Origin of the sequence: Trinickia dinghuensis (assembly GCF_003367175.1) — a bacterium.
Classification (GTDB): domain Bacteria; phylum Pseudomonadota; class Gammaproteobacteria; order Burkholderiales; family Burkholderiaceae; genus Trinickia; species Trinickia dinghuensis.
Genome location: NZ_QRGA01000008.1, coordinates 119,320 through 142,700 on the forward strand (window position 1 = coordinate 119,320; position 23,381 = coordinate 142,700).

Sequence of the window (23,381 nt, forward strand, 5' to 3'; positions counted from 1 at the left end):
GCGCCGCCCTCTCAGATTTCGTCGAGCTTGCGGCCTTTCAACGCATTGCGGATGCTTTTGTCCATCCGCCGCGCGGCGAACTCGTCGGTCTGAGCCGCAAGCGATTTCGTTGCGCTTTCAATCGCGTCCGCATCCGCGCCCTGCGCGGTCTCGCGCAATTGCGCAAGCGCTTCGTCCACCTGCGCGCGCTCGTCGTCGGCCAGCAATTCGCCGTCGACGGCAAGCGCCGCCTGCGTCGCTTCGATCATGCGCTGCGCCTCGACCTGCGCTTCGCGCAGCGCCCGCGCGCGCATGTCGACCTCGGCCGTGCGGAAGCTGTCTTCGAGCATGCGCGCGATGTCGTCGTCGGCCAGGCCATACGACGGCTTGACGACGACCGACGCCTCGACGCCCGAGTGCTGCTCGCGCGCGAACACCGACAGCAGGCCGTCGGCATCCACTTGATAGGTCACACGAATCCGCGCCGCTCCGGCCGTCATCGGCGGGATGCCGCGCAGCTCGAAGCGCGCGAGCGAACGGCAATCGGAGACGAGTTCGCGCTCGCCCTGCACGACGTGAATCGCCATGGCCGTCTGGCCGTCCTTGAACGTCGTGAACTCTTGCGCTCGCGCAACGGGAATCGTCGAATTGCGCGGAATGATCTTTTCGACCAGCCCGCCCATCGTCTCGACACCGAGCGAAAGCGGAATCACGTCGAGCAGCAGCCAGTCGTCGCCGGTGCGATTGCCGGCCAGCAAATCGGCCTGCACCGCGGCGCCGAGCGCGACGACTTGATCGGGGTCGAGATTCGTCAGCGGCGGCTGCCCGAAAAACGCCTCGACGGCGCGGCGTATCACCGGCATGCGCGTGGCACCGCCGACGAGCACGACGCCCTTCACCTCCGCCGGCGCGATCTTCGCATCGCGCAGCGCTTTTTTCGTCGGCACCAGCGTGCGCTCCACGAGCGAACGCACGAGATCGGCGAACTGAGCCTCCGAGATCGACACCGAAATCGGCGTCCCGTCGGACAGCGTCGCCTCGACCGTCGCCTGCTGTGCCGCCGACAGCGCTTCCTTCGCGCCGCGCACGCGATCGAGCAGCAGCCGTACGTCCTCGGGCGCGAGCCCTTGCGGAGCCAACTCCACCTCGGCCAGCACATGACGGAACAAGACGTGGTCGAAATCGTCGCCGCCGAGCGCCGAATCGCCGCCGGCCGCGAGCACTTCGAACACACCCTTGGTCAGCTTCAGGACGGACAAATCGAACGTGCCGCCGCCGAGATCATAGATGGCGTAGAGCCCTTCCGCGCCATGGTCGAGCCCGTAGGCGATAGCCGCCGCCGTCGGCTCGTTCAGCAAGCGCAGGACATTCAAGCCTGCAAGCCGAGCCGCATCCTTCGTGGCCTGCCGCTGCGCTTCGTCGAAGTAGGCCGGCACCGTGATGACGGCACCGACGAGTTCGTCGCCGAGCGAATCTTCGGCGCGCTGGCGCAGCGTGGCGAGAATTTCCGCCGACACTTCGACCGGGCTCTTCACCCCGTCGATCGTACGAATCTGCACCATGCCCGGCGCGTCGATGAATTCGTACGGCGCGTTTTCGGCGCCCTCCACTTCCTGCTTGCCGCGCCCCATGAAGCGCTTGACCGACACGATCGTGTTGCGCGGGTCGAGCACGGCTTCCGCTTTCGCCGTATGGCCGATCCGGCGTCCGCCGCGCTCGAGATAGCGCACGACCGAGGGCAGCAAGACGCGGCCCTCTTCGTCCGGCAGTGCTTCGGCAATACTGTTGCGAACGGAGGCGACGAGCGAATTCGTCGTGCCGAGATCGATGCCGACCGCGAGGCGCCGCTGATGCGGCGCGGGGGCCATGCCGGGTTCCGAGATTTGCAGTAAGGCCATTCTGGTGTATGTGGGTTCAGTGTTCGAGCCGCTCGATCTGACGAGCGATTTCCCCGGCCACGCGCTCGAGGAACATCAACTGCCGCACGGCCTCGGCCGCCGGCTGATCGGCGCCGGTATCGAGCAGCACGGCAAGCCGCTCGAAGCGCGTGCGCTCGTCGCCGCGCAGTTCGTCCAAGAGCGCCATCAGCTCGCTGACGTTTTTTGCGTCGGCGGCATCCTCGACCCGCTCGCGCCACTCCATCTGCTGCATCAGGAATGCCGGCTCCATCGCCGTATTCTCCGAAGCGCCGACATCGACCCCGCGAAGCGAGAGCAGATAACTCGCGCGTTTGAGCGGATCGCGCAGCGTCTGGTAGGCCTCGTTCGCTCGCGCAGCCCACTGCATGGCGACACGCTTTTGCGCCTCGCCGGCCGCGGCGAACCGGTCGGGATGAACCTGCGCCTGCACGGTCCGGTAGGCTGAATCGAGCGCGTCGAGATCGATCGCGAAGCGCGCCGGCAGATGAAACAGATCGAAGTGGCTGTCTTGGATCGAGGACATAAAGTCAATCGTCGATAAACAAAAAGGCGGCCCGTGCCGCCTTCTCGCCCGCTCGAGGCGGCACGGTTACGTCAGACGCGGAACGACTCGCCGCAGCCGCATTCGTCCTTCACATTCGGGTTGTTGAACTTGAAGCCTTCGTTCAGCCCCTCGCGCGCGAAGTCGAGTTCAGTCCCGTCGATATAGGCGAGGCTTTTCGGATCGACGACAACCTTCACGCCGTTGCACTCGAAAACCTGATCCTCAGGTTCGAGATCGTCGACATACTCGAGCTTGTAAGCGAGGCCGGAGCATCCCGTCGTGCGCACGCCGAGGCGCAGCCCGAGCCCCTTGCCGCGGCGGACAAGGTACTTCTGCACGTGCTGCGCGGCCTTTTCGGTCAAAGTGATCGCCATGATGCTTCGTGCGCTTACGCGACTTGCTGTTTGGCCGGATCGGCCGCGTCGGCGCCACCGTGGCGCTGCTTGTAATCGGCCACCGCCGCCTTGATCGCGTCTTCCGCGAGGATCGAGCAGTGAATCTTGACCGGCGGCAACGCCAACTCTTCGGCGATCTGCGTGTTCTTGATCGTCAGGGCTTCGTCGAGCGTCTTGCCCTTCACCCATTCGGTGACGAGCGAGCTCGACGCGATGGCCGAACCGCAGCCGTACGTCTTGAACTTCGCGTCTTCGATAACGCCGTCGGCACCCACGCGAATCTGCAGCTTCATGACGTCGCCGCACGCGGGCGCGCCGACCATGCCGGTGCCGACCGTCTCGTCGTCCTTGGAGAACGAGCCGACGTTACGCGGATTTTCGTAATGATCGAGAACTTTGTTGCTGTAAGACATGATCAAACTCCTGAATTCGTTTGGCGTGTACGTCGATCGGCGCTCAGTGCGCGGCCCACTTGATCGTCGACAGGTCGATACCGTCTTGGTGCATTTCCCACAGAGGAGACAGATCGCGCAGCTTCGCGATCTTGCTCTTCAGCAGATTGATGACGTAATCGACGTCTTGTTCCGTCGTGAAGCGGCCGACCGTGAAGCGGATCGAACTGTGCGCGAGTTCATCGTTGCGGCCGAGCGCGCGCAGCACGTACGACGGCTCGAGCGAAGCCGACGTGCAAGCCGAGCCCGACGAGACGGCCACGTCCTTGATCGCCATGATCAGCGATTCGCCTTCGACGAAGTTGAAACTGATGTTCAGGTTGTGCGGCACGCGGCGCTCCATGTCGCCGTTGACGTAGACCTCTTCCATCTCGGTCAAGCCGCGCAGCAGGCGGTCGCGCAGCATGCGGATGCGTTCGTTTTCCGTCGCCATTTCTTCACGGGCGATACGGAACGCCTCGCCCATGCCGACGATCTGGTGCGTGGCCAGCGTGCCCGAACGCATTCCGCGCTCATGCCCGCCGCCGTGCATCTGCGCCTCGATGCGCACGCGCGGCTTGCGGCGCACGTAAAGCGCGCCGATCCCCTTCGGGCCGTAAGTCTTGTGCGCCGAGAACGACATCAGATCGACCTTGAGACGGCTCAGGTCGATTTCGATCTTGCCCGTCGCCTGCGCGGCGTCGACGTGAAACACGATGCCCTTGGCGCGGCAGATCTCGCCGATCGCTTCGATGTCCTGAATCACGCCGATCTCGTTGTTCACGGACATGACGGAGACGAGGATCGTGTCGGGGCGCAGCGCGGCCTTGAAAACTTCCAGGTCGATCAGCCCGTCGTCCTTGACGTTGAGATAGGTGACCTCGAAACCGTCGCGCTCGAGCTCGCGGCACGTATCGAGCACGGCCTTGTGCTCCGTCTTCACGGTGATGACGTGCTTGCCACGGCTCTTGTAGAAGTGCGCTGCACCCTTGATCGCAAGGTTGTCGGATTCCGTGGCGCCGGAAGTCCAAATGATTTCGCGCGGATCGGCGTTCACGAGCGCGGCGACATGCTCGCGCGCTTCCTCGACCGCCCGCTCCGCGTCCCACCCGTACGAGTGGCTGCGCGAGGCCGGGTTGCCGAACTGCTCGCGCAAATACGGGATCATTTTGTCCACCACGCGCGGATCGACAGGCGTGGTCGCGCTGTAGTCCATGTAAATGGGCAGGTGGGGCATCTCGTTACTCATCAATGGCTCCGGGGGATATCGTTGTAGCGCTTCGCTCTGCGGTTCGGTCTAGGCGTATCTGCGTATCTTTCGCCGACGTCACGAACTCGCGATGTTGAATACGGAATTCGGCCCTTTCGGCACGACCCGCGCCGCCTCGACGGCCGGACTCTCGCTGCGCCTGTCGCGCAGCACGGCGGGAGACCCTTCCCGCGCGCGCTGCTGATCGACCAAATCCTGCAGCGAGACCGAATCGAGGTACTCGACCATTTTCTGGTTCAGCGTCGACCACAGCTCATGCGTCATGCAATGGCCGTCGTGCGCCTTGGTGCCCTCGCACGAGCCCTTGCCGCCGCATTGCGTGGCATCGAGCGGTTCGTCGACGGCGATGATGATGTCCGCCACGGTCACTTCCTGTGCGCGACGGGCGAGGTTGTAGCCTCCACCCGGCCCGCGCACCGATTCGACGATCTCGTGGCGACGCAGCTTCCCGAACAGCTGTTCGAGATAGGACAACGAGATCCGCTGGCGCTGGCTGATACCGGCAAGCGTCACCGGACCTTGCTCCTGGCGCAGGGCCAGGTCGATCATCGCCGTAACGGCGAAACGGCCTTTCGTGGTGAGTCTCATAGGGACGGAAAACCAGAATTCTCGACGATTTTGGTCAAGTATAAATACATGACGATTTTAGTCAAGTATCCCCCTTTATCGGGCAGGGTATTGGTGCCGGACTGCAAGCACTCCACCGTCTACCCTTGCGCGAGCCGGGTCTGCAGGTGCGCCAGCAGCCCTTGGCAGGCCGCTTCGACTTGATCGAGGACGGCTTCGAAGCCCTCGCTGCCGCCGAAATACGGATCGATCACTTCACGCCCCGCGGCATGCGGAGCGAACTCCATCAAGAGACGCACGCGCTCGCGGAACGTGGGCGGGCAGATGCGCTGCAAGTTGCGCACGTTCGCTTCGTCCATCGCCAACAGCAAATCGAAGTGCTCGAAATCCGCGGCAGCGACTTGCCGCGCACGCAGCGGCGACAAGTCGTAGCCGCGCGAGCGCCCCGCCAATTGCGCACGCTCGTCGGGTGCTTGCCCGACATGCCAGTCGCCCGTGCCGGCCGAGTCGATCACGATGCGATCGGCCAGCCCCGCCGCTTCGACCTGCGCCCGCATGACCGCCTCGGCCGTGGGCGAGCGGCAGATGTTTCCAAGGCAGACGAAGCAAATAGAGACGGTTTTCATCGATAACATACGCGGGCCGCCGGACACTCGCGATCCAAAACGCGGCAGGCCGTTGACCGAATCCGACATTATATCGAGCCGTGCCCGATCACGTTGACGACGCCAAAGGGGCGGCCGCCGGCGCGACGGCATGGCGCACGGCCGACGCGGTACGCGCGGCGCCGGCATCGATCAACCCGTAGGACACCGTGCGCGCCAATTCCGCCGTGACCTGTTCCGCGGCCAGCGGCTCGCGCGGCGCCGCGCCGTTGCCGTATGCGTGCAGTGCCGCCATGACGAGCAGCACAACCGCTGCCGCCACCGGCAAAGCGCTGGAGAAATAGCCCGATCTTGTCGTTCTCATATTCGTGCCCCTAACGCGGCGGACACCGCGCCGATCGCGCGTCCGCACTCATCCATGGCACGTATTCTATAAACGATCGCTATCGAGACAAAGACGGGAATAGTGAATTCAGCGTTGCGCTGGGATAAACAATAGCGATGAACGACGGCGCCAACGCCGGCGGTCGGCCTGCACCCGCTCCACCTCTTCTATTCTTCTATATGGCCTATCTCTGGCCTATCCCTGATGACTGCGCTGCGCCGCGTACAGCTCGCGGAACGTGCGTCCGACGGGCGCCGGCATCTCGCGCGTCGCGGTCCAGCCTTTGCCGAGCGGCAGATGCGAGATCGAGCGCTTGCTCCCGCCCGCGCGTTCGAGCACACGCACGGCCAGCTTCGTGAAGAGCGCGTAGAGGGTCGGCCGCATCGCGAAGAAACCCCAGACGGCAAGCCCAGCACGCTCCGAAAATGGCCGCAGACCGCGCTCGACCTGCTTCTCGCGCAGTTTGCGCAACAAGTCGGAAATCGGAATGCCGACGGGACAAACGGCATTGCACTCGCCGCACAGCGTCGCGGCCTGCGGCAGATCGAGCGTCTTCTCGAGCCCGGTGTAGCTCGGCGTCAGCACCGATCCCATCGGCCCCGGATACACCCAGCCGTAAGCATGGCCGCCGACTTTCTGATAGACCGGACAGTGATTCATGCATGCGCCGCAGCGGATACAGCGCAGCATCTCCTGGAAGGCGCCGCCGATGAGGCCGGTGCGGCCGCCGTCCACGAGCACGACATACATATGTTCCGGCCCGTCGAGATCGCCCTCGCCGCGCGGGCCCGTCAATAAAGAAAAATAATTCGCCATGACCTGCCCCGTCGCGCTGCGCGGCAAGAGCCGCATGGCCACCGCGAGATCCTCGAGCGTCGGCAGCACCTTCTCGATACCGGTCACCGCCACGTGCACGCGCGGCATCACCGTGCACATCCCCTCGTTGCCCTCGTTCGTCACGAGCGCGACCGAACCTGTTTCGGCGATGAGGAAGTTGCCGCCGGTCACGCCCATATCGGCGGACATAAAGTGCGGGCGCAGCACCTCGCGCGCTTCACGCGTCATATCGGGAATTTCGGTGAGCCGCGGGCGGCCGTGCGTGGCCGCGAACAGATCCGCGATTTCCTCTTTGTCCTTGTGGACGACGGGCGCGATGATGTGGCTCGGCGGCTCGTTGTCGTTGATCTGAAGAATGTATTCGCCGAGGTCGGTCTCGATCGACTGCACGCCCATTTCGCCGAGCACGGCATTGAGCCGCATCTCCTCGGACACCATCGACTTCGTCTTGATGACCTTCTTGACCTCGTGCTCGCGCGCGATCTCGGCCACGAGCCGCGCGGCGTCGCGCGTCGTTTCGGCGTAGAGCACGGTCGTGCCGCGCCGCGCCGCTTCCCGCTCGAAGGTTTCGAGCCAGACGTCGAGATGCTCGAGCGCCCGGTTGCGGCGCGCTTTCAACTCGGCGCGCGTGGCCGGAAAATCGATGGCTTGCATGGCGGTTGCCCGCGCCGACACGAACTTCGTCGACAGCTTCTTCAGATTCTGCTGCAAGCGCGGGTTGGCCAGGCTGTCCTTGGCGCGCGCCTTGAACTGCATCGATTGAACTTGCATGGAAGGCTCGGTCGGTTCGGTAGACGAAAAAAGCTGCGCGAATAATTAGAGCAACTCAGGAGCGACTCAGGAGCAACTCAGGGAGCAATCAACGGCACATCAAGGGGCACCTCAGTACCACTCAACGCTCGGTGTCGCCCGCCAGCACTTGCGCGATGTGCAGCACGCGCGTGGCGGTATCGCCTGTGCGGCGCAGCCGCCCTTCGATGTTCAGCATGCAGCCGAGATCGCCCAGCACGACGCAGCCCGTCCCGCTCGCCTGGACATTCGCGCATTTTTCGTCGACGATGGCCGTCGAGATGTTGCCGTATTTGACGGCGAAGGTCCCGCCGAAACCGCAGCAGTGCTCGCAGTCCTTCATTTCCGTGACGGCCACCCCGCGCTGGGCGAGCAACGCGCGCGGCTGCGCTTTCACGCCGAGTTCGCGCAGCCCCGAGCACGAATCGTGATAAGTGACCGGCCCATTGAACGAACCGGGCGCGAGCTGTACTTTTCCGACATTGACTAAAAAATCGGTCAATTCATAGACTTTCGCGCGGAGCTTCTCGTAGCGGCCCATCAGCTCCGGATCGTCGCGCAGCAGATCGCCGTAATGGGCGGCGATCATCCCTCCGCACGAACCCGAGGGAACCACGACGTAGTCGAACTGCTCGAACTCGCGCAACATCTTTTCGGCGAGATCGCGGGCGATGCGCCGCTCGCCCGAGTTGTAGGCAGGTTGCCCACAGCAGGTTTGCGCCGGCGGCACGATCACCTCGAAGCCGGCCTGCTCGAGCAGCTTGATCACGGAGAATCCGATCTCCGGGCGCATCAGGTCAATGAGACAAGTGACGAACAGTCCGACTCGCATGGCAGCCACAAGTGAACGAAACGGGTCGATTATCCGTCGTTTGCGCCGCCGAGCGACGGAAAAGTAGAAAAAAGTGCGCGCGGCCCGCCCGAGGGGGCATTCGAACAGCGTTCGCTTTTTTCACAATACGAGATACAATGGGCCCACCGTTAATTGCCGTGTCAATTGATTTCCAATGACCGAGACGAACCAGGATTCCAAGACGTCGATCCAGGTGATCGAACGCATGATGCGCCTGCTCGACGCCCTCGCTGCCCACACCGATCCGGTCAGCCTCAAGGAGCTCGCGCTGCGCACCGAGCTGCACCCGTCGACGGCACACCGCATTCTCAACGACATGGTTACGTGCCGCCTCGTCGACCGCTCCGATCCGGGCACCTACCGGCTCGGCATGCGGCTGCTCGAGCTGGGCAACCTCGTCAAGGCGCGCCTGTCCGTCCGTGACGCCGCGCTCGCACCGATGCGCGAACTGCACCGGATGACGGGGCAGACGGTCAATCTGTCGGTGCGCCAAGGCGACGAGATCGTCTATATCGAGCGCGCCTATTCCGAGCGCTCGGGCATGCAGGTCGTGCGGGCGATCGGGGGGCGCGCGCCGCTGCACCTCACGTCGGTCGGCAAACTGTTCCTCGCGGCCGACGAAGCCTCGCGCGTGCGTGCCTACGCGATGCGCACGGGGCTCTCGGGCCACACGCGCAACAGCATCACCGACATCTCGCACCTCGAGCGCGAGTTGACGCAGGTGCGCCAGCAAGCCTGCGCGCGCGACAACGAGGAACTCGAGCTTGGCGTGCGATGCATTGCCGCCGGCATATACGACGACACGGGCAAACTCGTCGCCGGCTTGTCGCTGTCGGCACCGGCCGATCGGCTGCAAGACGCGTGGCTGGGCCAGCTGAGCCAAACGGCGCTCGTCATCTCCGAATCGCTCGGCTATCACCCGGAGGCGGCCGCTAGCGCGGACGCGCATCGCAAATCGGGCTCGCACACCCACTCGCATTGAGCGGTTGACATTGAGCGGCGGGCGCGCGATACGAAGGCGGCGCGTTTCGTCCGTCTTCCATCCCCGTCATTCTTCATCCCCTCCGGACAGAAAAAAACCCCGTCAAGGCGGGGTTTTTCGTGTTCGGGGACGTCGATCTCAGGTACCGCGCCCACCGGCATCCGCGCTCGTAATGCGCTGGCCGCCGAAATCGTCGAGCCACTTGCGCAGACGCGTCGCATCGGCGAAGCGCGAGTACTTGCCCGTCGAATCGAGCAGCACCATGACCATCGGCCGGCCGTGAATCGTCGCCTGCATCACGAGGCATTCGCCGGCTTCGTTGATGAAGCCCGTCTTTTGCAGACCGATGTCCCAGGTCGGGTTGCGCACGAGCGCGTTCGTGCTGTTGTAGGCCAGCATGCCCTTGCCCGGGTAGACATCGTAGCTGCGGTCGGTCGAGAACTTGCGGATCAGCGGGTACTGGTACGCCGCGTCGACCATCTTGACGAGATCGCGCGCCGTCGACACGTTTTGGCTCGTCAACCCCGACGGACTTTCGAAGTGCGTGTTGACCATGCCCAGCGCCTTGGCTTTCGCGTTCATCGCGGCGATGAATGCGGGCCGGCCGCCCGGGTAGTAGCGCGACAGCGCCGCCGCGGCGCGGTTTTCCGACGCCATCAGCGCGATATGCAGCATGTCCTCGCGCGAGAGCACCGAGCCCACGTGCAGGCGCGAACCCGTGTGCTTGACGAAATCGCGATCTTCATCGGTGACTTCGATTTGATCCGTCAGCGGCATCTTCGAATCGAGCACGACCATCGCCGTCATCAGCTTCGTGACCGAAGCGATCGGCACGACGGACGTCGAGTTCTTGTCGAGCAGGACCTCGGACGTATTCTGATCGACGACGAAGGCGATGTTCGAGCGTAGCGCGACGCCTTCGGGCGTTTCCTCCAGGCCGAACGCCTTGGCGGTCGAGGGCGATCGCGGTTCGAACGCGACCCGGTGCACGACGCCGTGGCGGCCGTGCGCGCGCAGCGTGTAGCGCACCCGTTCGTGCCGGCCCTCCTTGCGCACGTCGGCTTGCGCCACCTTCTCGGCCGCGGCTTTCTTCTCGGCGGCTTTCGAAACAGCGGCGTGCTGCTCTTTCTTGAGGTGCTTTTTATGGAGGGGATGATGAGCCGGCACGGCCTCGGTGGCGGCGTATGCGCTGACCGGGGTCGCAACCGTCGCCACGGCGAGCGCGCCGGCTAGCCCGGACACAATAGTGCCGAGCGCCACGCCTCTAATCACGTTGAGCGACGAAAACAGAGCGATTTTCATGAAGTTCTGAAGCAGGAGTGGCGGACGGTTGACGGCAAGTGTAGTAAAGCTACGAAAATTTAGCAATATTAAGCACTTATGAACCGTCCTTGAACCACTTTGTAAATTGGGGAAGCGTCGAACGCGCACGAATCTTGCGTATGCGCCGCCGGACCTAGGGGGACATAACCGCATAACGGCGATGTTTGTCCAATCTTGAGCGAAATGGTTCGCACGAAAGCTAGGCCCGGCGTGGAGTTGCAGCCGGGACCGCCTGCATACCGCGCGAGCAAGTCAGCATAACGCGTGAGCCCTAGGATCGGTTTACAGCGTTTTCCGCCACCCCTCCGCTCGCTGGCGCACAGTGACTATAAAGTGACAGTAGCGTGACCGTCCAGCGCGTCAAAATGACCGATTCATGGGCGTCCGCGGCCCGGCAAAAACGACCGAAAACGATCCCGCCCTTTTGTCCCCAAAAACTTCCAACGCTTTGTTTTGTCGATAATTTCTCAACATGGTGCGTCGCACAAAAATGTGCTTGACATTTGTTTTGGCCATCCTAAAATGGGAACCGTTGCTGCGACGCACAAAACATTTTTTGACGTAGAAGCAAGCGCCTCGCAAAGTTTAGCCATTCCACCCCTTCGGTCTGCCGGAACAGGCCGATATTCAGGAGCGAAAAACATGACCCTGCTGACCCCTGAGCAATTTGCCGCGGCTCAAAAAGCGAACTTGGAAGCCCTGTTCGGTCTGACGAACAAGGCGTTCGAAGGGATCGAAAAGCTGGTCGAACTGAACCTGCAAGTGGTGAAGTCGACGATCGCGGAAAGCCAGGAAAACGCACAACGCGCCCTGTCGGTCAAGGACGCGCAAGAGTTCGTCGCGCTGCAAGCCAGCCTGACGCAGCCGGTTGCCGAGAAGGTTCTGTCCTACGGCCGCCACCTGTACGAAATCGCCTCGGCCACGCAAGCTGAATTCGCGCGTGTTGCTGAAGCTCAGTACGAAGAGCAGAACCGTAAGGTTCAAGCGCTCGTCGAGAACGTCGCGAAGAACGCGCCGGCCGGTTCGGAAACGGCTGTTGCCGTCATGAAGTCGGCGATCACGGCTGCGAACACGACGTACGAAACGGTTCACAAGGCCACGAAGCAAGCCGTCGAAATCGCCGAAAGCAATTTCAACGCGGCTGCCACGGCTGCCCAGAAGGCTGCGCAGCAAGCTGCCTCGCAAGCTTCGCGCGCTGCCGCGACGAAGAAGTCGGTTGCCTAATACTAGGCACTCGCTTCGCGCCGACGTATAAAAAACGGGGCGCTCCCTTCGGGGAGCGCCCCGTTTTTATTTGCTTGTCGAAAGGAAAGCCGAAAGCCGGCCCTTCACGGGCAATCTTGCGAGGGATGATCGTTCGGGGCCGCCCCTGACGAAGCGCCTCATCGCCGAGGAGAAGCAGAAGCGCCGCCGACTAGAACGATCCTAGCGGCGGCGCGCTCCTTGTTACTGCCGGATTACTTCTTGCGCTGCGGGGGCAAATCGGTGCAGACGCCCTCGTAGAGTTCGGCTGCCATACCGATCGATTCGCCGAGCGTTGGGTGCGGATGGATCGTCTTACCGATGTCGGTCGCGTCCGCGCCCATTTCGATGGCGAGGCAGACTTCGCTGATCAGATCGCCTGCGTTCAGGCCGACGATGCCGCCGCCGATGACGCGATGCGTCTCTTCGTCGAAGATCAGCTTCGTGAAGCCTTCGTCGCGGCCGTTTGCGATCGCGCGGCCCGAAGCGGCCCACGGGAACACAGCCTTGCCGTACTTGATGCCTTCGGCCTTGCACTGGTCTTCCGTCTTGCCGGCCCAAGCCACTTCCGGGTCCGTGTAGGCGACCGAGGGGATTTGGATCGCGTCGAAATACGCCTTTTCGCCGTGCGCGGCTTCGGCGGCGACGTGGCCTTCATGGACAGCCTTGTGCGCGAGCATCGGCTGGCCGACGACGTCGCCGATCGCGAAGATATGCGGCACGTTCGTGCGCATCTGCTTGTCGACGTCGATGAAGCCGCGATCCGTGACCGTCACGCCTGCTTTGTCGGCGCCGATCTTCTTGCCGTTCGGGCTGCGGCCGACGGCCACGAGCACGAGGTCATAGCGCTGGGGTTCGGCCGGTGCCTGTTCGCCTTCGAACTTGACGTAGATACCGTCCGGCTTCGCTTCGGCGGCGGCCGTCCTCGTCTTGAGCATGACGTTGGCGAAGTGCTTGGCGCTGTATTTCTGCCAGACCTTCACGAGATCGCGGTCGGCGCCCATCATGAGGCCGTCGAGCATTTCGACCACGTCGATCTTGGCGCCGAGCGTGGCATACACCGTGGCCATTTCGAGGCCGATGATGCCGCCGCCGATGACGAGCATGCGTTGCGGCACTTGGCGCAACTCGAGCGCACCGGTCGAATCGACGACGCGCGGGTCTTCCGGCATGAACGGCAGCTTCACCGCTTGGGAGCCGGCGGCGATGATCGCTTGTTTGAACTTCACGATCTTCTTGCCGCTATCGCCTTGGACTTCCATGTGATGCGGATCGACGAACGAGCCGACACCGGTGACCACTTCGACCTTACGCGCCTTGGCCATGCCGGCGAGACCGGTCGTGAGCTTCTTGACGACGCCCGACTTGAACTCGCGGAGCTTGTCGAGATTGATCTGGGGTTTGCCGAACGTGATGCCGTGGTCGGCCAGGGCAGCGACTTCGTCGGTGATGAGGGCCGTGTGCAGCAGGGCCTTGGACGGAATGCAGCCGACGTTCAGACAGACGCCGCCGAGCGTCGAATAGCGCTCGACGAGGACCGTCTTCATGCCGAGGTCGGCGGAGCGGAACGCGGCGGAATAGCCACCGGGGCCGGCACCGAGGACGAGCATGTCGCATTCGACGTCGGCGGAGCCTGAGAAGCTGCCGGCTTGGGGGGCAGCGGCGGGCGCGGCCTTCGGAGCGGGAGCGGCAGGGGCGGCTGCGGGCGGCTGCGGGGCCGGGGCGCTCTTGGCGGGTGCTTCGGCGCTTGCGGAGGCTTCGACTAGGGCGACGACGGTGCCCTGGGAGACTTTGTCTCCGGCCTTGATCTTCACTTCCTTGACGGTGCCGGCTACATCGCTGGGCACTTCCATGGAGGCTTTATCGGATTCGAGGGTCAGGAGAGATTGTTCTTTCTCGATGACGTCGCCGGGTTTGATGTTGACTTCGATGACATCGACGTCTTTGAAATCGCCGATATCGGGTACTTTGACTTCGATGAGACTCATATACGTCCCCTTCTTGTTTAGCTGTACAGAGGGCGGAAAAGCGCACGTGTTGAACGAGAAACGAGCGAACTAGGGCCTAACTGGAGAACGGGGGCTTGGGCAGAACCACCTTTGCAGTCCGCCCAAGGACGCGCCTTTCTTTTGGTTACTTTTCTTTGGAAGACAAAGAAAAGTGACCGCTGCCCCGCGGAGGGGCGACCCTAATAGACCGCTACGAAAACAAGTTCAACGAGGGGCGTGGATCATCGACATAAACGTCATAAGAACCCCGCCCCGCGAGGCCCATCGCTCAAAGAATCACGCGCCGGAAATCGGCGAGCAACGCACCGAGATACGCATTGAAGCGAGCGGCTTCGGCTCCATCGATCACGCGGTGATCGTACGAGAGCGAGAGCGGCAGCGTGAGACGGGGCACGAACTGTTTGCCGTCCCACACCGGCTTCATTGCGCCGCGCGACAGGCCGAGAATAGCCACTTCAGGCGCATTGATAATAGGCGTGAAGTTCGTCCCCCCGATCCCGCCGAGGGACGAAATCGAGAAGCAACCGCCTTGCATCTGATCGGGCTTGAGCTTGCCGTCACGGGCAAGCTTGGAGAGCTCGGCCATTTCCTTGGCGATCTCGATGAGGCCTTTCTTATCCGCGTCACGGATGACGGGCACGACGAGCCCGTTAGGCGTATCGGCAGCAAACCCGACGTGGAAGTACTTCTTGAAGACGAGGTTATCGCCGTCGAGGCTGGCGTTGAACGTCGGGAATTTCTTGAGCGCGGAAACAACGGCCTTGATCACGAACGCAAGCATCGTGACCTTGACGCCGGCCTTTTCGTTTTCCTTGTTCAGCTGCACGCGCAGTGCTTCGAGCTCGGTGATGTCGGCTTCGTCGTTGTTCGTGACGTGCGGGATCATCACCCAGTTGCGGTGCAGATTCGCGCCGGAGATCTTCTTGATACGCGACAGCGGCTTGGGATCGATGGGGCCGAACTTCGTAAAGTCGATCTTCGGCCAAGGCAGCAGGTTAAGCTCGCCGCCCGTACCCGCGCCTGCAGCCGGAGCGGCTGCACCAGCCGCACGCTGCCCAGTCATCACGCCCTTGACGAACGCAGTGACGTCTTCTTGGGTGATGCGCCCCTTCGGCCCGGTGCCTTGCACACGCGAGACATCGACACCGAGTTCGCGCGCGAACTTGCGCACGGACGGCGAGGCGTGGCTCGGACGAACCGCGCCGCCTTCGCCGGCGGGAATGACAGGCGCTTGCGCCAGCGCGGACGGATGTGCCGGCGCGGGGTGCGGCTTGTCTTCGCGCGGCGAATCGGCGGGTGCCTCGACGTTCTTGGCGGGAGCTGCCGGAGCAGCTGCGGGCGCGACAGCCGCCGCGCCTTGCGCCTCGACGAGGACGATCAGCGTGCCTTCGGACACCAAATCGCCCACCTTGACCTTCACTTCCTTGACGACGCCGGCCACCGGGCTCGGCACGTCCATCGTCGCCTTGTCCGACTCCAGCGTGACGAGAGACTGCTCCTTTTCGACGGTGTCGCCGACCTTGACGGCCACTTCGATTACAGGCACGTCTTTATAGTCGCCGATATCGGGGACCTTCACTTCCTGCACGCCGCCGCTTGCCGCGGGAGCGGGAGCAGCGGCCGGTGCGGCAGCGGGCGCGGCTTGGGCCGGTGCCGCGGCACCGTTCGCCTGCGCCGGCTTGGCCGCTTGCGCAGCGCCGCCGGCCGGCTCCAGCAGCACGATCAGCGTGCCTTCCGACACCGAATCGCCCTGCTTGATCTTCACTTCCTTGACCGTGCCGGCATGGGGGCTCGGCACGTCCATCGTCGCCTTGTCCGACTCCAGCGTGACCAGGGACTGCTCTTTTTCGACGGTGTCGCCGGCCTTCACGAGAATTTCGATGACGGGCACGTCTTTATAGTCGCCGATGTCCGGCACCTTGACTTCGATCGCTTCACTCATTGTTCGTGTCTCCAGGGCTCACAGAGACGCGCCCGCCGCATTTTCAAGCGGCGGGCGCGCATAGCCTCACGCGAAAGGCGTTGCCTTAAACGGTCATCGGGTTGGGTTTGTTGGGATCGAGGTTGTACTTGGCTAGCGCATCCGCGACGACCTTGCGCTCGATCGTACCCTCATCCGCCAGCGCATTCAGTGCCGCGACGGTTACCCAGAAACGATCGACTTCGAAGAAGTGACGCAGCTTCTCACGCGTATCCGAGCGGCCGAAGCCATCGGTACCGAGCACGACGAAGCGGTTCGGCACGTAGGCGCGGATCTGATCGGCCAGCGCGCGGACGTAGTCGGTCGATGCGATGACCGGACCCTTCGCATCCTTGAGCAGCGTCTCGACATGCGTGAGCTTGCGCGGCTCAGCCGGATGCAGCAGGTTCCAGCGCGCGATGTCCTGGCCTTCACGGGCGAGTTCGGTGAAGCTCGGCACGCCCCAGATGTCGGCGTCGACGCCCCATTCGTCCTTCAGGAGATCGGCGGCGGCGATCACTTCGTTCATGATCGTGCCGGCGCCCATCAGCTGCACGCGCGGCTTCTTCGATGCGCCGTCGGCCTTCTTGAACGAATACATCCCCTTGATGATGTCCCGCGCCACGTGCTCGCCCTGCGGCATCGCCGGGTGCTCGTAGTTCTCGTTCATCACGGTGATGTAATAGAAGACGTCTTCCTGGTTCTGCACCATGCGGCGCAGGCCGTCTTGCATGATCACGGCGAGTTCGTAGCCGAACGTCGGGTCGTAGCTCAGGCAGTTCGGCACCGATTGCGCCCACAGCAGCGAGTGGCCGTCTTCGTGCTGCAGGCCTTCGCCGTTCAGCGTCGTGCGTCCCGCCGTCCCGCCGAGCAGGAAGCCGCGCGAACGCATGTCGCCGGCCGCCCAAACCAGATCGCCGATACGCTGCAGGCCGAACATCGAATAGAAGATGTAGAACGGCACCATGATCTCGCCGTGCGTCGAGTACGACGTCGCGGCCGCGATCCAGTCGCACATCCCACCGGCTTCGTTGATGCCTTCCTGCAGGATCTGGCCCGTCTCCGATTCCTTATAGAACATGAGCTGATCGGAATCTTCCGGCACGTACTTCTGGCCGTCCTGATTCCAGATGCCGATCTGGCGGAACAAGCCCTCCATGCCGAACGTGCGCGACTCGTCGGGCACGATCGGCACGACGCGCTTGCCGAGCTGCTTGTCCTTGAGCAGGATGTTCAGAATCCGTACGAACGCCATCGTCGTCGAAATCTCGCGGCCCTCGCCCGTGCCCTTGAGCAGCGGTTCGAACGCTGCCAGCTCGGGCACCGGCAGCGACTCGGCCTTCTCCCGGCGTGCCGGCAGATACCCGCCCATGTCCTGGCGGCGCGCACGCATGTACTCGAGCTCCTTCGAACCTTCCTCGAACTTCAGGTAAGGCACGTTGACGAGATCTTCGTCGGAGATCGGCAAGCGGAATTGGTCGCGGAACACCTTGAGCTGATCCACCTGCATCTTCTTCTGCTGGTGGGTGATGTTCATGGCCTGGCCGGCTTCGCCCATGCCGTAGCCCTTGATCGTCTTCGCGAGGATGACGGTGGGCTGATCCTTGGCGTGCTGCGCTTCGTGGAACGCCGCGTAGATCTTGTGCGGATCGTGGCCGCCGCGGTTCAGGTTCCAAATGTCTTCGTCGGACCAGTCGGAGACAAGCGCCTTCAGTTCAGCCGTATTGAAGAAATGCTCGCGCACGAACGCGCCCGATTCGGACTTGTAAGTCTGGTACTCGCCGTCGACGACTTCCATCATGCGGCGCATCAGCGCGCCCGTCTTGTCGCGCGCGAACAGCGCATCCCAGCGGCTGCCCCAGATGACCTTGATGACGTTCCAGCCGGCGCCGCGGAACTCCGATTCGAGCTCCTGGATGATCTTGCCGTTGCCGCGCACCGGACCGTCGAGACGCTGCAGATTGCAGTTGATGACGAACACGAGGTTGTTCAGACGCTCGCGCCCGGCCATGCCGATCGCGCCGAGCGATTCCGGCTCGTCCGTTTCGCCGTCGCCGAGGAACGCCCAGACCTTGCGGCCTTCCGTCTTGGCGATGCCGCGCGCCTGCATGTACTTCATGAAGCGCGCTTGATAGATCGCCATGATTGGGCCGAGCCCCATCGAGACGGTCGGGAATTGCCAGAAATCGGGCATCAGCCACGGGTGCGGGTACGACGAGATGCCCTCGCCGCCGACTTCCTGGCGGAAGTTGTCGAGCTGGCTCTCGGAAAGCCGGCCGAGCAGGAATGCGCGCGAGTAGACGCCCGGCGACGAGTGACCCTGCACGAACACGAGATCGCCGCCATGCTCGGGCGACGGCGCGTGCCAGAAATGGTTGAAGCCGACGTCGTACAGCGTGGCGGCCGACGCGAACGAGGCTATGTGGCCGCCGACGTTCGTATGCTTGCCGGCGCGCAGCACCATCGCGATCGCGTTCCAGCGCGTGTACGAGCGGATGCGGTGCTCGAGGTCCTGGTCGCCCGGAATCTTGGCCTGGCGCGACACCGGAATCGTATTGATGTAAGGCGTTTTCGCCGAAAACGGCAAATGCTCGCCGTGCACGCGAGCGAATTCGATCTGCTTCTCGATCAGGTAATGCGCACGGTCGGGACCGACGGCAGAAATGACCCCTTCTAGCGCGTCGAGCCATTCGCCGGTTTCTTGGGGATCGTCGTCTTTATCGGCGGCGACATATTTCATGACTTCGTCGGGCACAGCGGACATTCTCGTCTCCTGGATTTGGGGAATGCTCTACGAGTGAACGAATAGCGCAGACCGGGTCGGACCGCGGCAGCTGACGGGATTGTAAAGAGGCTCCCCGCGCCTTAGCAACCAATTTTTCAAATTACGAGATCATTTCTCATGATATGAAATATTGCTGCAACGCACCCAAAACAGACGGTGATCGTGCATCAATGTGTCGCGAGTTGCATCGAATGCCACGGGAATACCCCCGTTTTACGCCAATTGGCGGTGGCGCGCTGCGCTACAATTCGAGCCATGTTGACCGATCGGCTTTTCGCACGTTCGGCGCGGCCGTCCGGAAACCGGGCGGACTCGGCGCCGTCTCGCTGGCACCACGGACCGTGGTGGTCCAATTCGTATTTGCTCACGCCTTTACTTTCCATCCTGGTGTTCCTGGTGGTGATGAGCCTCATCCTCTGGAGCTTGAACAGGCGCGAGCAGCAGCAGCAGGAAGACACGCTCTACCGCAACGTTGCCTGGGCGCAGCAACAGATCCGCCTGTCGATGACGGGCGCGCAGGAACAGCTGCAGGCGCTCGCGCGCGACATCGCGGCGGGCCATTCCGATCAGCATGCGTTCGAGATGTCGACGGCCGACATCATGCAGGCCCACCCCGAGATCCTTTATTTGAACTGGTACACGGCGCAGAAGGTGCCGCGCTGGTCGGACACGCCCTTGCCGCTCGCGGGCCAGCGCTTCGCGCGGCTGACCGACGCGCAGCTGGACGAGGCCGTCAAGGCCGCGTTCGGCGATGCGCGCGGCTCGCGGCGCCAGGTGTACTCGCCGCTGATCTACGATGATCTCGGCAACGGCTATCTGACGATGCAGACGCCGATCTACCGCGATCGCGAGTTCCTCGGTTCGATTGCGGCCGTATTCTCGATCGAAGGCATCCTCAAGCACGACATCCCGCCCGAACTCTCGGCGAAGTACAAGATTTCGATCACCGACGCGAACAACCGCGAACTGGCCACCACCTCGACGCGCCCGCGCCTGCCGCGCGACATCTTCTACGACTTGCCGCTCGATCCGCCCGGCCAAGGCGTGACCGTGCGCGTCTATGCCTTCCCGCAGGTCACGAACTTCACGAACAACACGCTCGTCTGGCTCGTCGCCGGTCTCTCGTGCTTCGTGCTGTGGAGCTTGTGGAGCCTTTGGAAGCACACGCGCCAGCGCTTCGAGGCGCAGCAGGCGCTGTACGCCGAAGCGTTCTTCCGCCGCGCGATGGAGAACTCGGTGCTGATCGGCATGCGCGTGCTCGACATGCATGGGCGCATCACGCACGTGAACCCGGCGTTTTGCCGCATGACGGGCTGGGACGAGAGCGACCTCGTCGGCAAGACGGCGCCCTTCCCCTACTGGCCGCGCGATTCCTACCCCGAGATGCAGCGCCAGCTCGACATGACGCTGCGCGGCAAGGCGCCCTCTTCCGGCTTCGAGCTGCGCGTGCGGCGCAAGGACGGCTCGCTGTTTCATGCGCGCCTGTACGTGTCGCCGCTCATCGACAGCTCGGGGCGCCAAACGGGCTGGATGTCTTCGATGACCGACATCACCGAGCCGAAGCGAGCGCGCGAGGAACTCGCCGCCGCGCACGAACGCTTCACAACCGTGCTCGAAAGCCTCGATGCGGCCGTCTCCGTGCTCGCGGCCGACGAAGCGGAGCTGCTGTTCGCGAACCGCTATTACCGGCACCTGTTCGGCATCCGCCCCGACGGCCACCTCGAATTGGCCGGCGGCGGCTTCGACAGCGCGCAAGCCTCGTCGGATTCGATCGACATGGTCGATGCTTACGCCGGGCTACCGGCCGCCGCGCTGACGGAAAGCGCCGCCGACGCCCAGGAAATCTACGTTCAAAGCATCCAGAAGTGGTTCGAGGTGCGCCGCCAATACATTCAGTGGGTGGACGGCCATCTCGCGCAGATGCAGATCGCCACCGACATCACCACGCGCAAGCAGGCGCAGGAACTCGCGCGCCAGCAAGAAGAAAAGCTGCATTTCACGAGCCGCTTGATGACGATGGGCGAAATGGCCTCGTCGCTCGCGCACGAGTTGAACCAGCCGCTCGCCGCGATCAACAACTATTGCTCCGGCACCGTCGCGCTCGTCAAGGCGGGCCGCACGACGCAGGACACCTTGCTGCCCGTGCTCGAAAAGACGGCCCAGCAAGCGGTGCGCGCGGGCATGATCATCAAGCGCATCCGCGAGTTCGTGAAGCGCAGCGAGCCCAAGCGCCAAGCGGCGCGCGTGTCCGATATCGTGGCCGATGCGGTCGGCCTGGCCGAAATCGAAGTCCGGAAGCGCCGTATTCGGATCCTGACGGAGATCCGCTCGCGCCTGCCCGTCATCTACGTCGATCCGGTCTTGATCGAACAGGTACTGGTCAATCTGCTCAAGAACGCCGCGGAAGCCATGCACGACGCAAAGCCGAACGCCGTGGATCCGGTCATCCGCGTGATCGTGCGGCTCGATTCGGGCTTCGTCTGCATCAGCGTGATCGACCAGGGCCCCGGCGTGGACGAAGCGGCCATCGAACGGCTGTTCGAACCGTTCTACAGCACGAAATCGGACGGCATGGGCATGGGCCTGAACATCTGCCGCTCCATCATCGAATCGCATCGCGGTCGTCTGTGGGTTGTGAACAACGTCGATGGGGACGGCAAAATCACAGGCGCCACGTTTCACTGTAGTCTGCCGATCGGCGAACCAAGCGATCCGGGCCACGGCGGCACGGTCGACGCGCCGAGACCACAAACCGTTACAACGGGAGAGCTATGAGCAGCCCAGTCACCAGTAATCAAGAAACCGTCTTCGTGGTCGACGATGACGAAGCCGTGCGAGATTCGCTGCGCTGGCTTTTGGAAGCGAACGGCTATCGCGTGCAGTGCTTCTCGAGCGCCGAGCAATTCCTCGAAGCGTATCAGCCGGCGCAGCACGCCGGACAGATCGCTTGCCTCATCCTCGACGTGCGGATGTCGGGTATGAGCGGGCTCGAGCTGCAAGAGCGCCTTATCGCAGAAAACGCCTCGCTGCCGATCATCTTCGTCACGGGCCACGGCGATGTGCCGATGGCGGTCTCGACGATGAAGAAAGGCGCGATGGATTTCATCGAGAAGCCGTTCGACGAAGCCGAACTGCGCAAGCTCGTCGAGCGCATGCTCGACAAAGCCCGCAGCGAAAGCACCACGGTGCAGCAGCAGCGCGCGGCGGCCGAGCGCCTCGGCAAGCTCACGGCGCGCGAGCATCAGGTGCTCGAGCGCATCATCGCCGGCCGTCTGAACAAGCAGATCGCCGACGATCTCGGCATCAGCATCAAGACGGTCGAAGCGCACCGCGCCAACATCATGGAAAAGCTCAACGTCAACACGGTGGCCGACCTGCTGCGCCTCGCGTTGTCGAACAAGCCCGCCAATCAGGCGTGATATCGACGGCAGGCGCCGCATCGCGGCGCCTGCTTAGCAACAACCTCACCTCGCCCGGACCGCGGTAGCATCCGGGCTGCCTGTTTTATTCTCGACCGACCACCATGACAGCCAAATTGATCGACGGCCTCGCCCTTTCCAAGACTCTCCGCGCCGACGTCGCGGCCCGCGCCGGCGCGCTCGCCGCGCGCGGCCATCAGCCGGGGCTCGCCGTGGTGCTCGTGGGCGACAACCCGGCCAGCGAAGTCTACGTGCGCAACAAGGTGAAGGCCTGCGAGGACAACGGCCTTTACTCGTCGTACGACCGCTACCCGGCCACGCTCTCGGAAGCCGATCTGCTCTCGCGGATCGACGCGCTCAATCGCGACCCGAGAATTCACGGCATCCTCGTTCAATTGCCGCTGCCGCAGCACATCGACGCTCACAAGGTGATCGAAGCGATCGCCCCCGAGAAGGACGTCGACGGCTTTCACATCGCCAATGCAGGTGCCCTGATGACGGGCAAGCCGCTGTTTCGGCCCTGCACGCCCTACGGCGTCATGAAGATGTTCGAGGCCTACGGCATCGAGCTGCAAGGCGCGAACGCCGTCGTCATCGGCCGCTCGAACATCGTCGGCAAGCCGATGGCGATGCTGCTGCTCGAAGCCGGCGCCACCGTCACGATCTGCAACAGCAAGACGCGCGATCTGGCCGCGCACACGCGCACGGCCGACATCGTCGTCGCGGCCACCGGCCGGCGCAACATCTTGACGGCCGACATGGTCAAACCCGGCGCGACCGTCATCGACGTCGGCATGAACCGCGACGACGCGGGCAAGCTGTGCGGCGACGTCGATTTCGCGGGCGTCTCGGCCGTAGCCGGCCATATCACGCCGGTGCCGGGCGGCGTCGGTCCGATGACGATCACGATGCTGCTCGTCAACACGATCGAAGCGGCGGAACGCAGCGCGGCGCAAGGCTGATCGCGGTACGACAGCTGCGGCACGGCTACGCGGCTCCGGGGCGAATTAGAAGAAGAACGAACGAAAATGCGAGCCGCCGATTGGAATCGGCGCGCGGCGCCCCAATAATGGCGATATCGGGCGCC

19 protein-coding genes are annotated in these 23,381 nt (G+C 63.3%); 5 read left to right on the forward strand and 14 right to left on the reverse strand.

Translation table 11 applies throughout. The features are described from left to right. Positions 1-11 precede the first annotated feature (11 nt). The 10 genes from hscA to DWV00_RS15300 all read right to left on the reverse strand — a co-directional run bounded on the left by hscA (position 12) and on the right by DWV00_RS15300 (position 8,553). Positions 12-1,877: a Fe-S protein assembly chaperone HscA gene (gene hscA / locus DWV00_RS15255; protein WP_115534430.1), complete on the reverse strand. Its 1,866-nt coding sequence runs from the start codon at positions 1,875-1,877 to the stop codon at positions 12-14. A 16-nt stretch (positions 1,878-1,893) separates the two neighbouring features. After that, a complete protein-coding gene (gene hscB, locus DWV00_RS15260) occupies positions 1,894-2,421 on the reverse strand; it encodes a Fe-S protein assembly co-chaperone HscB (RefSeq protein WP_115534431.1) in 528 nt (175 codons plus the stop codon). Positions 2,422-2,492: 71 nt separating this feature from the next. Continuing rightward, entirely contained in the window at positions 2,493-2,816 is a 324-nt protein-coding gene (iscA, locus tag DWV00_RS15265; RefSeq protein WP_115534432.1) for an iron-sulfur cluster assembly protein IscA, read from the reverse strand. A gap of 14 nt (positions 2,817-2,830) precedes the next feature. Then, positions 2,831-3,250, reverse strand: coding sequence for a Fe-S cluster assembly scaffold IscU (gene iscU, locus DWV00_RS15270; protein ID WP_115534433.1), 420 nt, complete (start codon positions 3,248-3,250; stop codon positions 2,831-2,833). Positions 3,251-3,293: 43 nt separating this feature from the next. Further along, positions 3,294-4,517, reverse strand: coding sequence for an IscS subfamily cysteine desulfurase (locus DWV00_RS15275; RefSeq protein ID WP_115534434.1), 1,224 nt, complete (start codon positions 4,515-4,517; stop codon positions 3,294-3,296). A 78-nt stretch (positions 4,518-4,595) separates the two neighbouring features. After that, positions 4,596-5,126 carry a Fe-S cluster assembly transcriptional regulator IscR gene (iscR, locus tag DWV00_RS15280; protein ID WP_115534435.1) on the reverse strand — a complete coding sequence of 177 codons (531 nt, stop codon included), beginning with the start codon at positions 5,124-5,126 and terminating at the stop codon, positions 4,596-4,598. A gap of 119 nt (positions 5,127-5,245) precedes the next feature. After that, on the reverse strand, positions 5,246-5,731 hold the full coding sequence (locus tag DWV00_RS15285) for a low molecular weight protein-tyrosine-phosphatase (RefSeq protein ID WP_115534654.1): 486 nt from the start codon (positions 5,729-5,731) through the stop codon (positions 5,246-5,248). 88 nt (positions 5,732-5,819) lie between these two features. Then, positions 5,820-6,074: a hypothetical protein gene (locus DWV00_RS15290; protein ID WP_115534436.1), complete on the reverse strand. Its 255-nt coding sequence runs from the start codon at positions 6,072-6,074 to the stop codon at positions 5,820-5,822. 216 nt (positions 6,075-6,290) lie between these two features. Continuing rightward, positions 6,291-7,703 carry a lactate utilization protein B gene (locus DWV00_RS15295; protein ID WP_115534437.1) on the reverse strand — a complete coding sequence of 471 codons (1,413 nt, stop codon included), beginning with the start codon at positions 7,701-7,703 and terminating at the stop codon, positions 6,291-6,293. A gap of 121 nt (positions 7,704-7,824) precedes the next feature. After that, on the reverse strand, positions 7,825-8,553 hold the full coding sequence (locus tag DWV00_RS15300; RefSeq protein WP_115534438.1) for a (Fe-S)-binding protein: 729 nt from the start codon (positions 8,551-8,553) through the stop codon (positions 7,825-7,827). A 175-nt stretch (positions 8,554-8,728) separates the two neighbouring features. Between DWV00_RS15300 and DWV00_RS15305 the strand changes: the two genes are divergently transcribed. Beyond that, a complete protein-coding gene (locus DWV00_RS15305) occupies positions 8,729-9,556 on the forward strand; it encodes an IclR family transcriptional regulator (RefSeq protein WP_115534439.1) in 828 nt (275 codons plus the stop codon). Between the two features lie 138 nt (positions 9,557-9,694). Here the strand turns inward: DWV00_RS15305 and pbpG are convergent, their stop codons facing one another. After that, the gene (gene pbpG / locus DWV00_RS15310) at positions 9,695-10,858 is read right to left on the reverse strand and encodes a D-alanyl-D-alanine endopeptidase (RefSeq protein WP_115534440.1); all 1,164 of its coding nucleotides are present in this window, start codon (positions 10,856-10,858) and stop codon (positions 9,695-9,697) included. Between the two features lie 663 nt (positions 10,859-11,521). Between pbpG and DWV00_RS15315 the strand changes: the two genes are divergently transcribed. After that, positions 11,522-12,103, forward strand: coding sequence for a phasin family protein (locus tag DWV00_RS15315; RefSeq protein WP_115534441.1), 582 nt, complete (start codon positions 11,522-11,524; stop codon positions 12,101-12,103). 233 nt (positions 12,104-12,336) lie between these two features. On the opposite strand, the gene lpdA is transcribed toward DWV00_RS15315, so the two are convergent. From lpdA to aceE, 3 genes are all read right to left on the reverse strand, one after another. Beyond that, on the reverse strand, positions 12,337-14,109 hold the full coding sequence (gene lpdA, locus DWV00_RS15320) for a dihydrolipoyl dehydrogenase (RefSeq protein WP_115534442.1): 1,773 nt from the start codon (positions 14,107-14,109) through the stop codon (positions 12,337-12,339). A gap of 289 nt (positions 14,110-14,398) precedes the next feature. Then, positions 14,399-16,072, reverse strand: coding sequence for a dihydrolipoyllysine-residue acetyltransferase (aceF, locus tag DWV00_RS15330; RefSeq protein WP_115534443.1), 1,674 nt, complete (start codon positions 16,070-16,072; stop codon positions 14,399-14,401). 85 nt (positions 16,073-16,157) lie between these two features. After that, the gene (gene aceE / locus DWV00_RS15335; protein WP_115534444.1) at positions 16,158-18,854 is read right to left on the reverse strand and encodes a pyruvate dehydrogenase (acetyl-transferring), homodimeric type; all 2,697 of its coding nucleotides are present in this window, start codon (positions 18,852-18,854) and stop codon (positions 16,158-16,160) included. 276 nt (positions 18,855-19,130) lie between these two features. Here aceE and fixL point away from each other — a divergent pair, with 276 nt between their 5' ends. The 3 genes from fixL to folD all read left to right on the forward strand — a co-directional run bounded on the left by fixL (position 19,131) and on the right by folD (position 23,256). Further along, complete coding sequence (gene fixL, locus DWV00_RS15340; protein ID WP_115534445.1) at positions 19,131-21,650, forward strand: oxygen sensor histidine kinase FixL; 2,520 nt, start codon at positions 19,131-19,133, stop codon at positions 21,648-21,650. Next, positions 21,647-22,294: an oxygen response regulator transcription factor FixJ gene (fixJ, locus tag DWV00_RS15345; protein WP_115534446.1), complete on the forward strand. Its 648-nt coding sequence runs from the start codon at positions 21,647-21,649 to the stop codon at positions 22,292-22,294. The genes fixL and fixJ overlap by 4 nt, the downstream gene beginning before the upstream one ends. Before the next feature lie 104 nt (positions 22,295-22,398). Continuing rightward, positions 22,399-23,256, forward strand: coding sequence for a bifunctional methylenetetrahydrofolate dehydrogenase/methenyltetrahydrofolate cyclohydrolase FolD (folD, locus tag DWV00_RS15350; protein ID WP_115534447.1), 858 nt, complete (start codon positions 22,399-22,401; stop codon positions 23,254-23,256). Positions 23,257-23,381: the final 125 nt, after the last annotated feature.

Excerpts from the sequence above, each read along its gene's own strand:
- hscA (WP_115534430.1), bottom strand. The coding sequence starts at position 1,877 with ATGGCCTTACTGCAAATCTCGGAACCCGGCATGGCCCCCGCGCCGCAT.
- hscB (WP_115534431.1), bottom strand. The coding sequence starts at position 2,421 with ATGTCCTCGATCCAAGACAGCCACTTCGATCTGTTTCATCTGCCGGCG.
- iscA (WP_115534432.1), bottom strand. The coding sequence starts at position 2,816 with ATGGCGATCACTTTGACCGAAAAGGCCGCGCAGCACGTGCAGAAGTAC.
- iscU (WP_115534433.1), bottom strand. The coding sequence starts at position 3,250 with ATGTCTTACAGCAACAAAGTTCTCGATCATTACGAAAATCCGCGTAAC.
- DWV00_RS15275 (WP_115534434.1), bottom strand. The coding sequence starts at position 4,517 with ATGAGTAACGAGATGCCCCACCTGCCCATTTACATGGACTACAGCGCG.
- iscR (WP_115534435.1), bottom strand. The coding sequence starts at position 5,126 with ATGAGACTCACCACGAAAGGCCGTTTCGCCGTTACGGCGATGATCGAC.
- DWV00_RS15285 (WP_115534654.1), bottom strand. The coding sequence starts at position 5,731 with ATGAAAACCGTCTCTATTTGCTTCGTCTGCCTTGGAAACATCTGCCGC.
- DWV00_RS15290 (WP_115534436.1), bottom strand. The coding sequence starts at position 6,074 with ATGAGAACGACAAGATCGGGCTATTTCTCCAGCGCTTTGCCGGTGGCG.
- DWV00_RS15295 (WP_115534437.1), bottom strand. The coding sequence starts at position 7,703 with ATGCAAGTTCAATCGATGCAGTTCAAGGCGCGCGCCAAGGACAGCCTG.
- DWV00_RS15300 (WP_115534438.1), bottom strand. The coding sequence starts at position 8,553 with ATGCGAGTCGGACTGTTCGTCACTTGTCTCATTGACCTGATGCGCCCG.
- DWV00_RS15305 (WP_115534439.1), top strand. The coding sequence starts at position 8,729 with ATGACCGAGACGAACCAGGATTCCAAGACGTCGATCCAGGTGATCGAA.
- pbpG (WP_115534440.1), bottom strand. The coding sequence starts at position 10,858 with ATGAAAATCGCTCTGTTTTCGTCGCTCAACGTGATTAGAGGCGTGGCG.
- DWV00_RS15315 (WP_115534441.1), top strand. The coding sequence starts at position 11,522 with ATGACCCTGCTGACCCCTGAGCAATTTGCCGCGGCTCAAAAAGCGAAC.
- lpdA (WP_115534442.1), bottom strand. The coding sequence starts at position 14,109 with ATGAGTCTCATCGAAGTCAAAGTACCCGATATCGGCGATTTCAAAGAC.
- aceF (WP_115534443.1), bottom strand. The coding sequence starts at position 16,072 with ATGAGTGAAGCGATCGAAGTCAAGGTGCCGGACATCGGCGACTATAAA.
- aceE (WP_115534444.1), bottom strand. The coding sequence starts at position 18,854 with ATGTCCGCTGTGCCCGACGAAGTCATGAAATATGTCGCCGCCGATAAA.
- fixL (WP_115534445.1), top strand. The coding sequence starts at position 19,131 with ATGTTGACCGATCGGCTTTTCGCACGTTCGGCGCGGCCGTCCGGAAAC.
- fixJ (WP_115534446.1), top strand. The coding sequence starts at position 21,647 with ATGAGCAGCCCAGTCACCAGTAATCAAGAAACCGTCTTCGTGGTCGAC.
- folD (WP_115534447.1), top strand. The coding sequence starts at position 22,399 with ATGACAGCCAAATTGATCGACGGCCTCGCCCTTTCCAAGACTCTCCGC.